This is a genomic window from Salinifilum ghardaiensis, assembly GCF_054491345.1.
Window position 1 is genome coordinate 520,018 of record NZ_CM137101.1, and the last position, 12,850, is coordinate 532,867.

At 72.0% G+C, this 12,850-nt stretch carries 10 protein-coding genes; 5 read left to right on the forward strand and 5 right to left on the reverse strand.

Annotated elements, in window-relative coordinates:
* The first annotated feature begins 393 nt into the window (after window positions 1–393).
* A complete protein-coding gene (locus ACVGV0_RS02335; protein ID WP_459158201.1) occupies window positions 394–2,049 on the forward strand; it encodes an FAD-binding dehydrogenase in 1,656 nt (551 codons plus the stop codon).
* Window positions 2,050–2,110: 61 nt separating this feature from the next.
* Here ACVGV0_RS02335 and ACVGV0_RS02340 read toward each other — a convergent pair whose 3' ends face one another.
* A complete protein-coding gene (locus ACVGV0_RS02340; protein WP_459158202.1) occupies window positions 2,111–3,700 on the reverse strand; it encodes a solute symporter family protein in 1,590 nt (529 codons plus the stop codon).
* A gap of 5 nt (window positions 3,701–3,705) precedes the next feature.
* A complete protein-coding gene (locus ACVGV0_RS02345; RefSeq protein WP_459158203.1) occupies window positions 3,706–4,113 on the reverse strand; it encodes a DUF485 domain-containing protein in 408 nt (135 codons plus the stop codon).
* An 868-nt stretch (window positions 4,114–4,981) separates the two neighbouring features.
* Here ACVGV0_RS02345 and ACVGV0_RS02350 point away from each other — a divergent pair.
* Genes ACVGV0_RS02350 through ACVGV0_RS02365 form a run of 4 tightly spaced genes read left to right on the forward strand, consistent with a single transcriptional unit; the run spans window position 4,982 to window position 9,661 of the window.
* Window positions 4,982–8,041, forward strand: a complete 3,060-nt coding sequence (locus tag ACVGV0_RS02350; RefSeq protein WP_459158204.1) for a nitrate- and nitrite sensing domain-containing protein — start codon at window positions 4,982–4,984, stop codon at window positions 8,039–8,041.
* A gap of 36 nt (window positions 8,042–8,077) precedes the next feature.
* Window positions 8,078–8,518, forward strand: a complete 441-nt coding sequence (locus ACVGV0_RS02355; RefSeq protein ID WP_459158205.1) for a roadblock/LC7 domain-containing protein — start codon at window positions 8,078–8,080, stop codon at window positions 8,516–8,518.
* 8 nt (window positions 8,519–8,526) lie between these two features.
* Window positions 8,527–9,060, forward strand: a complete 534-nt coding sequence (locus ACVGV0_RS02360) for a DUF742 domain-containing protein (protein WP_459158206.1) — start codon at window positions 8,527–8,529, stop codon at window positions 9,058–9,060.
* Window positions 9,041–9,661: a GTP-binding protein gene (locus ACVGV0_RS02365; protein WP_459158207.1), complete on the forward strand. Its 621-nt coding sequence runs from the start codon at window positions 9,041–9,043 to the stop codon at window positions 9,659–9,661. Before ACVGV0_RS02360 ends, ACVGV0_RS02365 begins: the two co-directional genes overlap by 20 nt.
* Window positions 9,662–9,757: 96 nt before the next feature.
* Here the strand turns inward: ACVGV0_RS02365 and ACVGV0_RS02370 are convergent, their stop codons facing one another.
* The 3 genes from ACVGV0_RS02370 to ACVGV0_RS02380 all read right to left on the reverse strand — a co-directional run bounded on the left by ACVGV0_RS02370 (window position 9,758) and on the right by ACVGV0_RS02380 (window position 12,461).
* Window positions 9,758–10,498 carry a dienelactone hydrolase family protein gene (locus ACVGV0_RS02370; RefSeq protein ID WP_459158208.1) on the reverse strand — a complete coding sequence of 247 codons (741 nt, stop codon included), beginning with the start codon at window positions 10,496–10,498 and terminating at the stop codon, window positions 9,758–9,760.
* A 230-nt stretch (window positions 10,499–10,728) separates the two neighbouring features.
* Window positions 10,729–11,961: a Na+/H+ antiporter NhaA gene (nhaA, locus tag ACVGV0_RS02375; protein ID WP_459158209.1), complete on the reverse strand. Its 1,233-nt coding sequence runs from the start codon at window positions 11,959–11,961 to the stop codon at window positions 10,729–10,731.
* A gap of 233 nt (window positions 11,962–12,194) precedes the next feature.
* Window positions 12,195–12,461, reverse strand: coding sequence for a hypothetical protein (locus ACVGV0_RS02380; protein ID WP_459158210.1), 267 nt, complete (start codon window positions 12,459–12,461; stop codon window positions 12,195–12,197).
* Window positions 12,462–12,850: the final 389 nt, after the last annotated feature.

Here is a 12,850-nt window from a genome sequence, read left to right on the forward strand (position 1 = left end):
CCCAAGAATCCGGACGAGAAGCAGGATTTCCAGCACTTCGCCCAGATACACCACGACCGTGTGGATCTGTTCCTCCCCGCCGCTGCAGCGGCTGTCCAGCAGCGACCGTCCAGCACCGAGCGCCCAGCAGCGGCCGTCCCGCAGCACTGCGGCCGCCCAGCAGCGACCGCCCCGCAGCACTCCGGCCGTCCCGCAGCACTCCGGGGCCGTCCCGGCCCCCGACACACCGGGCGGCTTCCGTCGAACCCTGTCCGCGCACCTCCGAATGCGATATACAGGCCCCGGCTCGGGGAGACCCGACCGGGTGCAGACCTGCGCTGAGGGAGACCTGCGCCGAGGGAGACCGGCCCGGGGGCGGCCCCGCGCCCCGCCCGCGACGCGAAGGAGCAGTGGATGCGACCCGACACGGACGTCCTCGTGGTGGGAGCCGGGCTCGCCGGCCTCGTCGCCGCCGCGGAACTCGTCGACGCGGGCCGGCACGTGACCGTCGTCGACCAGGAACCCGAGGCCTCGCTCGGCGGGCAGGCCCACTGGTCGTTCGGCGGCCTGTTCCTCGTCGACTCGCCCGAGCAGCGGCGCCTCGGCGTGCGCGACTCGCGCGCCCTCGCGCTGTCCGACTGGCTCGGAACGGCCGGGTTCGACCGGGAGGAGGACCACTGGCCGCGCAAGTGGGCCCACGCCTACGTCGACTTCGCCGCGGAGGAGAAGCGCTCCTGGCTGCGCTCGCTCGGCATCCGCTGGTTCCCGCTGGTGCAGTGGGCCGAGCGCGGCGGGGGCCTGGCCTCGGGCCACGGCAACTCCGTGCCGCGCTTCCACATCACCTGGGGCACCGGTCCGGGGGTGCTGGAGCCGTTCCTGCGCCGCGTGCGGCAGGCGGAGGAGCGGGGCCGGCTGCGGCTGCTGTTCCGGCACCGCGTGCAGGAGCTGCTCACCGAGCAGGGCGCCGTCGCCGGTGCGCGCGGCGACGTGCTCGAACCCAGCTCGGCCGCCCGCGGCGAACCCAGCTCCCGCACCGCCGTCGACGCGTTCGAGCTGCGCGCCCAGGCGGTGCTGGTCACCTCCGGCGGCATCGGCGCCAACCACGAGCTCGTGCGGCGCAACTGGCCCGCCGACCTCGGCGCCCCGCCGTCCCGGATGCTCTCCGGAGTGCCCGACTCCACCGACGGCAGCATGCTGCCCGTCGTCGAGCGCGCCGGTGCGCAGCTGATCAACCAGGACCGGATGTGGCACTACACCGAGGGCGTCCGCAACCACAGCCCGGTCTGGTCCGAGCACGGCATCCGCATCCTGCCCGGCCCGTCCCCGCTGTGGCTCGACGCGCGCGGCCACCGGCTGCCCTCGCCGAACCTGCCGGGGTTCGACACCCGGGCGACCCTGCAGCACATCGGCCGGACCGGGTACGAGCACACCTGGTTCGTGCTCAACCGGCGGATCATCGGCCGCGAGTTCGCGCTGTCCGGCTCGGAGCAGAACCCCGACCTCACGGGGCGCAGCATCGCCGGCCTGCTGCGCCGCGGCGGTGGTTCGACCCCCGGGCCCGTGGCCGAGTTCGCGCGCCGCGGCGCGGATTTCGTCGCGCGCCGCGACCTGCGCTCGCTCGTGCAGGGGATGAACGAGCTCACCGGTGCGGAGCTGATCGACCCGCGCACCGTCGAGGGCGAAGTCACCGCGCGGGACCGGCAGATCGGCACCGGCCTCGGCAAGGACCACCAGGTCGAGGCCATCCGGCACGCGCGGCAGTACCGCGTCGACCGGCTCGTGCGCGTGGCCGAACCGCACCGCCTCCTCGACCCGGCGGCCGGGCCGCTCATCGCCGTGCGCCTGTCGGTCCTCACCCGCAAGACCCTCGGCGGCATCACCACCGACCTGACCGGACGCGCGCTCACCGCCGAGGGCACACCGGTTCCCGGCCTCTACGCGGCCGGTGAGGCCGCCGGGTTCGGCGGCGGCGGCATGCACGGCTACCGCGCCCTGGAGGGCACCTTCCTCGGCGGGTGCCTGTTCTCCGGGCGCGAGGCGGGCCGGGCCCTGGCGAACCTCGTGCGCTGAGGCCGCTCCTCGGCTCCCCGCCCGATGCCGGACGGGGAGCCGAGGAGCGGCAGCGGCGCGCTCACCGGATGCCGGTGAGCGACCGGACCTCCATGCGCGCCTGGCGCCGGGCGCTGCCCGAGCCACCGAAGAACGTGCCGACGGCGCCGCAGAGGAACGACACCGGGATCGACACGAGGCCCGGGTTCTTCAGCGGGAACAGGGCGAAGTCGATGTTCGGCAGGATCGCGTCCGGTGCGCCGGACACGACCGGGGAGAACAGCACGAGCAGCAGGCACGAGCCCAGCCCGCCGTACATGCCCCACAGCGTGCCCGCGGTGTTGAACCGCGGCCAGAACAGCGTGTACAGCAGCGTGGACAGGTTCGCCGAGGCCGCGAAGGCGAAGGCCAGGCTCACCAGGAACGCGACGTTCTGCTCGCGGAAGAGGATCCCGCCGAGGATCGACACGCCGCCGATGACGAGCGCGGCGATGCGCGCGATCCGCACCGTGTCCTGCGTCTCGTCCTCCTCCTCGCGCAGCACGTTGGCGTAGAAGTCGTGCGCGAACGAGGCCGAGGCGGTCAGCGTCAGACCGGCGACGACCGCCAGGATCGTCGCGAAGGCGACGGCCGAGACGATGCCGAGCAGGACGGTGCCGCCGATCTGGTAGGCCAGCAGCGGTGCGGCCGCGTTCTCACCGCTCGGCGCGGCCAGGATCGTCTCGGTGCCGACCAGGGCGGCGGCGCCGAACCCGATGATCAACGTGCACACGTAGAAGCCGGACATGGACCACGTGGCCCAGATGACCGAGCGGCGCGCCTCGCGGGCGTCCGGCACCGTGTAGAAGCGCATGAGCACGTGCGGCAGGCCGGCGACGCCGAGCACCAGTGCCAGCGCCAGCGAGACGAAGTCCAGCTTCGTCAGCGCGCTCTCGCCGTACTGCACGCCCGGGGCGAATATCTCGCGGCCGTTCGGGTTGTTGGCCGCGGCCTGCGTCATCAGGTCGTTGATGTTGTAGCCGAACTTGCCGAGCAGGAACACGGTGATCACCGCGACGGCGAGCAGCAGCAGGACGGCCTTGATGATCTGCACCCAGGTGGTGCCCTTCATGCCGCCGATGAGCACGTACAGCAGCATGACCACGCCGACGACGGCGATGACGAGGGCCTGCCCGCCGCTGCTGTGCACGTCCAGCAGCAGCGCGACGAGACCGCCGGCGCCGGCCATCTGCGCGACCATGTAGACGCAGGTGATCGTGATCGTCGAGATCGAGGCCGCCGCGCGGACGGGGCGCTGCCGCATCCGGTAGCTGAGCACATCGCCCATCGTGAATCGGCCCGTGTTGCGCAGCCTCTCGGCGACGAGCAGCAGGTTCATCAGCCAGGCGACGAGGAACCCGATGGAGTACAGGAACCCGTCGTAGCCGTGCACCGCGATGGCGCCGGCGATGCCGAGGAACGAGGCGGCCGAGAGGAAGTCGCCGGACAGCGCGATCCCGTTCTGCGCACCGGTGAACGACCCCCCTGCGGCGAAGTACTCGCTGGAGGTGCGGGTGCTGCTGACCCGGTAGACGATGAACAGCGTGATCGCGACGAACACGGCGAAGATGCCGATGTTGATGAAGCCGTGGTCCGTGGGGATGCCGCTGCCCGCGGCTGACACGTGGTTCATCGCGGTCACTCACCCCTGGTTTCGCGTCGGAGTTCGTCCACCCGGGGGTCGATCCGCTTCCGGGCGAACCGCGCGTACAGCATGGTGATGCCCACGGTGGTCGCGAACTGGGCCAGCCCGAGCAGCAGGCCCACGTTGACCTCGCCGAGAACGGGCTGCGCCATGAAGTCGTGGAAGTAGGCCGCGAGGACGACGAAACCGATGTACCAGACGAGGAAAAACGCGGTCATCGGAAACACGAACCAATTCAAGCGGCGGCGCAGCTCCTGGAATTCCGGGCTGGCTTGGATGGTCTGGGAATCGGGTTTCTCACGGCTGGGGCGAACCGCGCTCTTGTCGATTCCGCCGAAGGTCGTGCCGGGGGTGGCGGTCCGAGAGCGGGCCCGCAGCGCGGACTCCGTCGCGTTGCTCATGGTCCTTCCTCGTCGACGTGCGCTTGGGCGGCATCAGCGGAGCCTACGCGGCGCGCGGAGCGCGGCGGCAGGGGTGGGGGGCTCGATGTGTAGATCGATTCGGATTCGCCCGCGCAACCCCGCGCGGGTTACGATCGCGCTACGGGTCGATCTTGGTTACTCAGCGGTATCACCAGGTCAGCCCGGGTGGAGCGGACATTCGCGGCGCGGCCGGGCGCTCGCGCGCCGAATGCGCTGGTCGCGCAGTGTTGTCTGATCAACGATCAGGTGAATAATTCCCGTGCGCCGGGGCGGGGTGCGAATACGTAGCGTGATGCGTTTCGCTGTGCCGTGTGGAAAGGGGAAATCACCCCCTCACAATGCGAGCGGCGGCGGTTATAGTGCTTCCGCCCGGCCCTCGCGCCAGGGGGCGAGAACCTTCCGCTGAGCGGGCGAGCCCGGTGCGCGGAGGGGGCGGGAGCGCGCGAAGCACGAGAGGTCGACGCACGCGCTGCGGGAACGCCGCGGGCGAGCGGGCACCGACGCCTGCACGTCCCGCCGGACCGCGATGGCGTACGCTGATCAACCCGTGGCGGGCGCGCCCCGTGGCCGGCCGGTTCGCCGCGGTGAGCCCCACAACCGAACACCCGGTACACGCAGGCGGTTTTCCAACGCAACGCCCCGAGTCCGAAGAGGACGCGGTGCGGCCGGAGCGGTCGGGAAGCCCCCGGCCGGCCGACCCAGGCAGACCGACACCCCGAGACGACGATTGCGGGATCGCACGCATGCGCCGTTCACCCACGTTATGCGCCGCAGCAGCCCCGACCTGCTGCGGACGTCCCCGAGCGACCGCGCGTGCGTCGGCACCCGTCCCCGCGGGAGGAGTGCGGTGAACACCGACAGCGAGACGCGACGCCAAAGACTGCTCCGGTGGCAGGACTGGCCGCTCGCCGCGAAGCTCGGCGCGGTCATGCTCATTCCCGTGATCTTCGCCGTCGCCCTCGGCGTCAACCAGATCCGGAGCCAGGTCGAGAGCGCCGACGAGTACGCGCGCGTCGAACGCGTCCTCGACGCGCAGGACCGGGTCGAACCGCTGCTCAACCGGTTGCAGGACGAGCGCACGAGCACCGTGCAGCACCTCACCGGTGATGCGGGGCAGCAGCAGGTCCGCGCCGACGCCCGCGCCGCGGACGAGGCTCTCGGCCGGCTGCGCGCGTTCTTCGACTCGCCCGGCGAGTTCGGCGCCATCGTCTCCGCCCGCTACTCCGACATGGACAAGGCGCTCGGGCAGCTGCAGGGGTTGCGCGAACGGGTGCGCAGCGGGGCGATCAGCCCCGACCAGGCCATCGACGGCTACAGCGCGGTCGTCACCTCGGTGCTGTCCATGGACCGGGCCCTGGCCAGCACCGTCGCCGACGAGCGCCTGTCCAGCCACGCCTCCGCGCTGCAGGACCTGCTGGTCATGATGGAGGAGGTCCGGCTGCAGCAGGTGTGGGCGCTGACCGGGCTCGGCGAGGGCCAGCTCAGCCAGCGCGCGCTGCAGGAGCTGCAGGGCTCGCGCGCCCGCCTGCTCAACAAGATCGAGGAAGCCGGCGCCACCGTCGCCCCGCACTGGCAGAACCGGTTGCAGACCACGGTGAACGCGCCGGAGATCAGCCAGCGCAACCAGATGCTGATGATGATCGTCGCCGAGAGCGTCGACGACGAGTACACCGGTTCCTACTCGGTCGACACCGGGCAGTGGAACCAGCGCTCCGACGACTCGATCCGGCTCATCGCCGACGGCCACAACGAACTGGCCGGTAGCGTCCGCTCCACCGCGGAGCAGCTGCAGGACCAGGCCAGCGACCGCGCCGGCTGGATCTCCGTGGGGCTGCTGACCGCGCTGATCGCGGCCTCCTGGCTGATCACCGTGATCACGCGCCAGCTGCTGCGGTCGCTGCGCCGGCTCCGCCGCGGCGCGCTCGACGCCGCGGAGGAGGAGCTGCCGGACGCGGTGCGCAGCATCCGCGAGGGCGACCGCAGGGCCGTCCAGCTCGAACCGCTGCCGGTGAGCACCTCCGACGAGGTCGGCCAGGTCGCGCGCGCCTTCGACGAGGTGAACCAGCAGGCGCTGCGCCTGGCCATCGAGCAGGCCACGCTGCGGCGCGGGTTCAACGAGGCGTTCGTCAGCGTCTCCCGCCGGAGCCAGTCGCTGCTGGAGCGGCAGCTGCGCCTGTTCGAGGAGCTCGAGCAGGACGAGGAGGACCCGGACCAGCTGGCCCGCCTGTTCCAGCTGGACCACCTGGCGACCCGGATGCGCCGGAACAACGAGAACCTCATGGTGCTGTCCGGCAGCGACCTGGTGCGCCGGTTCACCCAGCCCACCGACATCACGCAGGTCCTGCGGGCGGCCACCTCGGAGATCGAGCAGTACCCGCGCGTGGTGCTGCAGCCGGCGCCGTCGGTGGAACTGCGCGGCCACGTCGCCAGTGACCTGGTGCGGCTGTTCGCCGAGCTGCTGGACAACGCGACCGGCTTCTCCGCCCCGGACACGACGGTCAGCGTCGCCGGCTACCAGACCGGGGAGGGCGCGGTCGTCGTCGACGTCCTCGACGCGGGCGTCGGGATGAGCGACGAGGAGATCGCCCGGGCGAACGAGCGCCTCGCGCAGGTCGACGAGGGCGATCTGGCCAGCTCCCGGCGCATGGGGCTGTTCGTCGCGGGCCGGCTCGCCGCGCGGCACGGCATCACCGTGCAGCTGCACGGCGGCGACGGGGTGGAGGGCCTGCGCGCGATGGTCACCGTGCCGGCCGAGAACGTGGTCACCGGTGATTCCGCGAGCGCCTGGACACCGCCCGCCCCGGCCACGCCCCCGGGGCAGCGCAACGGGCACACGCCGACCCTGTCGAGCTCGGGACTGCCCGGCACGCCGCTGGACGCGGGACCCTCCGCGGAAACACCGGCGGGCGGTCCGAACAACGGCAGCGCGTTCCCCCCGCCCCCCGAGGCGCCGGCGGAGCAGAGCCCCGGGCTGCCGCCCGTGGGGCCGGGGCAGGCCGGTGACGCTCCGGCCGCACCCCCGCAGCTGCCGCAGCGCACGCCGGCGGGGCCGACGGGACCGCCGGAGTCCGGGACGGCGGGGCAGCCCCCCGAATCGTCCACAACGGACACCTCGTTCGAGAGTGCGGAGCAGACGCCCGAGGAGACGACGGGCCGGCTGTTCGATGCGCCGCTGGACCCCTCCCAGAACGCGGGCGCGGTAGGCTCGGCTGCGACGAGCACCTGGTCGGACGGGCCGGAGTTGCCGCAGCGCACGCCTCGGTCGGCCCGTTCGCGGAACGCGGCCGCACAGGGGGAGGGCGGAGCAATTCCTGAGGTATCGACCGAATGGTTCCAACCGGCGAGCGAGAACCCGTACTTCCAGAACCGGCGGGAGCAGGCGGAGCAGGAACCCGCGGGTGAGGAGTTCGCCTGGCCCGACGAGAGCGACTGGCCCGCAGCTCCGGACGACGCGCCCGGCGACGAGGCCGCGCGCAGTGCCGGTGAGGTGAGCCGGCAGATCGCCGACCTGCACAACGGCGTCAAGTTCGGGCGCGCGCGGACCGGACGGGACAACGGCAACGGCGGGCAGCCCGCCAGCTCCGGTCGCGCCGGGACGGCGGACGACGCCGCGGACGCGGCGGCGAACGATGCCGAATGGGGCCTGTCCTCGCTGGACGAGGCGCAACGTGCCGCGGAGGCGGCCGTTAACCCGGAGCCCTCGTCGTACACCCAGGCTGGATTGCCGCGGCGGACGCCCAAGGCGCACCTCGTCCCCGGCAGCGCGCAGGACGGCAACCAGCAGCAGGCGTCCGATGAGCAGGAGTCCGCGCCGCAGCAGCGCGACGCGGAACAGCTCCGAAGCCGGCTGTCGAGCTTCCAGAGCGGGGTGCGCAGCGGCCGGCACCGGGCAGGCGGCGAGAGCTGAATCGGGCGGTACCGGCAGCAACGACAGGAGGGTTTCATGACGGCCCAGGAGACGATTTCGCGCAGGTTCGGCTGGCTGATCACCGATTTCACCGAGCGCGTGGCCGGCGTGGCGCACGCGATCGTCGTGTCGGCGGACGGGTTGTTGCTGACGTCCTCGGCGACCCTGCCGCGCGATCGCGCCGACCAGCTCGCCGCTGTCGCTTCGGGGTTGTTGAGCCTGACGCAGGGCTCGGCCAAGTGCTTCGAAGCCGGCCAGGTCGTGCAGACGGTCGTCGAGATGGACCAGGGGACGTTGCTGCAGATGGGCATCAGCGACGGCTCGTGCCTGACGGTGCTGGCCTCGCCCAACTGCGACATGGGCCTGGTGGCCTACGAGATGACCATGCTCGTCGAACGGGTCGGGCAGTTGCTCACTCCGGAAATCCGGTCGCACCTGCAGAACTCCGCGAACAGATTCTCCGGCCAACTGGTGTGAGGTTCCGAATGCGCAGAGGCAACAGCGCCGACGACTCGGATCGGTCCGACTCCGACGACGGCTTCGCCCGCGTCATGGACAGCATGACTCTCGACAACCAGCGCCGGGGGCGGCGGCGCCGGCGGGACTCGACCGACGAGGTGGAGCAGCAGAGCCCGGGGGGTGTGCAGCAGGAGGAGCAGGAACCGTCGGAGGAGGAGGCACCGGCGGCCTCCAGCGTGCGCTCCTACACCTGGACCGGTGGCCGCACGAGGACGAACGTGCAGCTGGAGCTGGAAACCCTGGTGTCCACGAGCGACGCCTACCGGCCTTCGACCGAGGTGCGCGTCGAGCACCAGTCGATCGCGGAGCTGTGCCGGCATCCCCGTTCGGTGGCCGAAGTCGGAGCGCTGCTGTCCGTTCCGATCGGGGTGGCGCGCGTGCTCCTGGCCGACATGGCCGAACTGGGGTTGGTCACGGTGCACCACACGGTGAGCGACAGCGGCAGTGCACCACACATGATGTTGATGGAAAGGGTTTTGAGTGGACTCCGTCGGCTCTAAAACGCCCCAGGCAGCCAATGTTGCCCCGCAGCAGGCGAGCCAGGGTGCCACCACGTCCGCGAAGATCGTCGTCGCCGGTGGCTTCGGCGTGGGCAAGACGACGTTCGTCGGATCCGTCTCCGAGATCGTCCCGCTGACGACCGAAGCGGTCATGACCGAAGCCAGCCAGGGCGTCGACGACTTGGCGGCCACGCCGCTGAAGGGCACGACCACGGTGGCGATGGACTTCGGTCGGATCTCGCTGGACCGCGACCTCATCCTGTACCTGTTCGGCACGCCCGGCCAGCAGCGGTTCTGGTTCATGTGGGACGACCTCGTCCGCGGTGCGATCGGCGCCGTGGTGCTGGTCGACACGCGCCGGCTGGCCGACTCCTTCTCGGCGGTGGACTTCTTCGAGGACCGCGGGCTGCCCTACCTGGTCGGGGTGAACTGCTTCGACGGTCAGCTGCTGCACTCCATCGAGCAGGTCCGCGAGGCGATGGCCATCGGCCCGGACGTGCCGATCGGCCCGTGCGACGCGCGCGACCGGGAATCGACGAAGCAGTCGCTGATCACGCTCGTGCAGCACGCCATGCGCAAGTGGACCGCGAAGATGCAGTGACCGCCTCCTCGTGCGCGCGGGAAACCGCGTCCGCGCGCAGCCGCCGCGGCACGTCCGCAGCGGCTGCCGGGTTCCCCGCGCGCACGAGAACGCCGGTCACACCGGTGGCCGGCGGCGCGGTGCCGGCGGTTTGAAGTGCCCGCCGGACGTCCCCGCGGGGTTGGGTGCGCCCGCGCCCAGGTGGTCGCGGAACCACCCGGAGGCGAGCTCGCCCACCTGCTCCAGCGCGCCCTCCTCCTCGAACAGGTGTCCGGCGCCGGGGACGACGCTCAGCTGCACGTCGGTGAGGCGGCGGGAGCGCAGCCACTCGGCGGCCTGCCGGTTGAGGTTGAGCACCTCCCTGTCGAGGCTGCCGACGACGAGCAGGCAGGGGGAGTGAACGTCCTGGATGGCCTCACCGGCCAGGTCGGGGCGCCCGCCGCGGGAGACGACCGCCTTGACCCGGTCGGGTCGGAGGGCGGCGGCTTTGAGCGCGGCCGCGGCGCCGGTGCTCGCGCCGAACAGCCCCACCGGCATGCCCGCGGTGGAGCTCCAGTCGCGCATCACGTCGATCGCCTGGACGAGGCGGTCGGCGAGCAGCTCGGTGTCGAAGCGCAGTTGCTGGGTTCGTTGGTCTTCGCGGGCCTCCTCCGCGTCGAGCAGGTCGAGCAGCATGGTGCCGAATCCGGAGTGCTGGAGGTGCTCGGCCACGGCCCGGTTGCGCGGGCTGCGGCGGGAACTGCCCGAACCGTGGGCGAAGAGCACGACCGAGCGAGCGGTCGACGGGACGGCGAGATCGCCGTCCAGGGTCGTGGTGTGGAGATTGACGGTCACCGGTTCCGTCGTGAGTTGAGCCATGTGGTCCTCCCTTCCCGCCACGCCGCGAGTACCCGGGTCGGTGCGATCGACACACCTCCGCATCGCGGTGCGCTGCGGCTGCGCCGTGCGGCCTGCCGCGAGCGGGCTCCGGTGGCCGTGGGACTGGAGGTGGCACCTGCGGGTGCGCCCGGGCTCGGCGGCGGGCGGGTGGGGCCCCGCCGGGAAGGCCCCGGCGGGGCGGGGAGCGGTCGGCTCGGCGACCGCGCGGTTCAGGCGGTCTGCTTGGCCTTCTTGTGCATGCGGCTGCGGATGGTCAGCACGATCGAGGCGAGCACCGCGGCGGTGACCGAGGCGACGAGCACGGAGATCGTCACGTAGTCGCCGCGCGGGTCACCGGCGCTGAAGGCGAGCTCGCCGATGAGCAGCGAGACGGTGAAGCCGATGCCGGCGAGCAGGGACACGCCGAACACGTCCGGCCACGACAGGTTCGGGTCGAGCTTGGCGTTGGTGAACGTGTGCAGCACGAAGCTCGAGCCCGCGATGCCGATGACCTTGCCGAGGACCAGACCGGTGGCGATGCCGATGCCGACCGGCTCGGACAGGGCCGCGCTCAGGCCGCCGCCCGCCAGCGACACGCCGGCCGCGAACAGGGCGAACAGCGGCACCGCGATGCCCGAGGAGATCGGCCGCCAGGTGTGTTCGAAGCGTTCGGCCAGGTCGTGCTCCTCGTCGCCGCGGGTCAGCGCGGGCACGGTGAACCCGAGCAGCACGCCGGCGATGGTCGCGTGCACCCCGGACTCGTGCATGAGCACCCAGGCGATGAGGGCCAGCGGGATCAGCGCCCACCACCAGGTCTTGCGCAGCTGCACCAGCAGGCAGAACAGGGCGATCGGCGCCAGCGAGGCGAGCAGCAGCAGCGGGCTGAAGTCCTCGGTGTAGAACAGCGCGATGACCGTGATCGCCAGCAGGTCGTCCACCACCGCCAGGGTTAGCAGGAACGTGCGCAGCGCGCCCGGCAGGTGCGAGCCGACGATGGCCAGCACGCCCACCGCGAACGCGATGTCGGTGGCGGTGGGGATCGCCCAGCCGCGCGTGGCCGCGGGGTCACCGGTGGCGGTGATGGTGAAGTAGATCAGCGCGGGGACGACCATGCCGAACACGGCTGCGACGATCGGCAGCGCGGCCCGCCGCGGGTTGCGCAGCTCGCCGGAGACGAACTCGCGTTTGAGCTCGAGCCCCACGACGAAGAAGAAGATCGCCAGCAGGCCGTCGGCCGTCCAGTGCGCGATGTCCAGGTCCAGGCCGATGACCTCGGCCTGCGGGAGCGGCACGAAGGACTTGACGGCCTCGTAGGTCTCCCCCCACGGCGTGTTGACCCAGACCATCGCGACGACGGCGGCCAGCAGCAGCAACGCACCGCCGACGGGTTCCGAGCGGAGCACGCTGGTGAGTGACGTGCCGCCGCCGGGCGTGCTGTTCTGCTCGGTGCCGGTTCCGCTCATTCGGTGCCTCCGGGAGCTCGGGTCCTGTCCTCGCCGACCAGTCTTCCCGGCACACCTCGCGCTACGGTACATACCGCTCCGGGGTGGGCCGAGTGCCTTATGACGTGGATCATCCGCCCTTCACGCTGCGCGCGCAGCGAGGTGCGCGGGCGTCATCGGAGCCCGGCGGGGTCGGCCGCGCGGCCCCCGCCCGGGGAGCGCAGTGGTCGGCCAGGGGTGCGCGGGTGTTCCCGTCATGCGGACCGGGCGGTGCTGCGCGGCTCGTAGAACTCCTCCCACGGCTTCGGGCCGAGGTAGCGGTGGCACGGGCACGGCACGTCGACCCGTCCGCGGTCGTGGCTCCCGTGGCACAGGCCGCGGTCGAGGTCGTGCAGGGCCAGGGAGTGCCCGCAGCCGCACACCGGGCCGGAGGCGGACGTCGTGCGCGGGTTCCGCCGGGCGGCCAGCCCCGCGAGGTAGCCGAGCACGAGCCCGCCCGCTGCAGCGACGATCGGACGCATCCGCCCTCCTCAACACGCGGCCGAAGATTCGGACATTTCGTCGAACTCTAGCAACGCGGTGCGCCGCGCCCGCACCGGACGGGCCGGGAAGCGGCGTCGGGGAGCGGCCGGGCCCGGACGTCGGCCGCGTGGGGACGACCCGCGGCGCGCGGACGGAGAAGGGAGGACGGCTCCGAGGGCGCCGGGATCCGGCGGACCGGGCTCGCGCGGGCCCGGCGGTGAAACCCTCGGCGGCTGCGGCCGGGACGGCGGGGTGCGGACCTCGCCGAGCGTCCGAGCGGGCGTTCAGCGGGGCGGTCGAGCGGTCAGCCCACTGTGGATGCACTGCGCGGTCCTGGAGTTCCAGCGCACGAGGAAGCGAAGTAGTTCTGGTCCACAGCGGACGGATC

Bases quoted from the DNA above. Each gene is read 5' to 3' on its own strand.
- ACVGV0_RS02335 (WP_459158201.1), top strand. From the start codon at position 394: ATGCGACCCGACACGGACGTCCTCGTGGTGGGAGCCGGGCTCGCCGGC.
- ACVGV0_RS02340 (WP_459158202.1), bottom strand. From the start codon at position 3,700: ATGAACCACGTGTCAGCCGCGGGCAGCGGCATCCCCACGGACCACGGC.
- ACVGV0_RS02345 (WP_459158203.1), bottom strand. From the start codon at position 4,113: ATGAGCAACGCGACGGAGTCCGCGCTGCGGGCCCGCTCTCGGACCGCC.
- ACVGV0_RS02355 (WP_459158205.1), top strand. From the start codon at position 8,078: ATGACGGCCCAGGAGACGATTTCGCGCAGGTTCGGCTGGCTGATCACC.
- ACVGV0_RS02360 (WP_459158206.1), top strand. From the start codon at position 8,527: ATGCGCAGAGGCAACAGCGCCGACGACTCGGATCGGTCCGACTCCGAC.
- ACVGV0_RS02370 (WP_459158208.1), bottom strand. From the start codon at position 10,498: ATGGCTCAACTCACGACGGAACCGGTGACCGTCAATCTCCACACCACG.
- nhaA (WP_459158209.1), bottom strand. From the start codon at position 11,961: ATGAGCGGAACCGGCACCGAGCAGAACAGCACGCCCGGCGGCGGCACG.
- ACVGV0_RS02380 (WP_459158210.1), bottom strand. From the start codon at position 12,461: ATGCGTCCGATCGTCGCTGCAGCGGGCGGGCTCGTGCTCGGCTACCTC.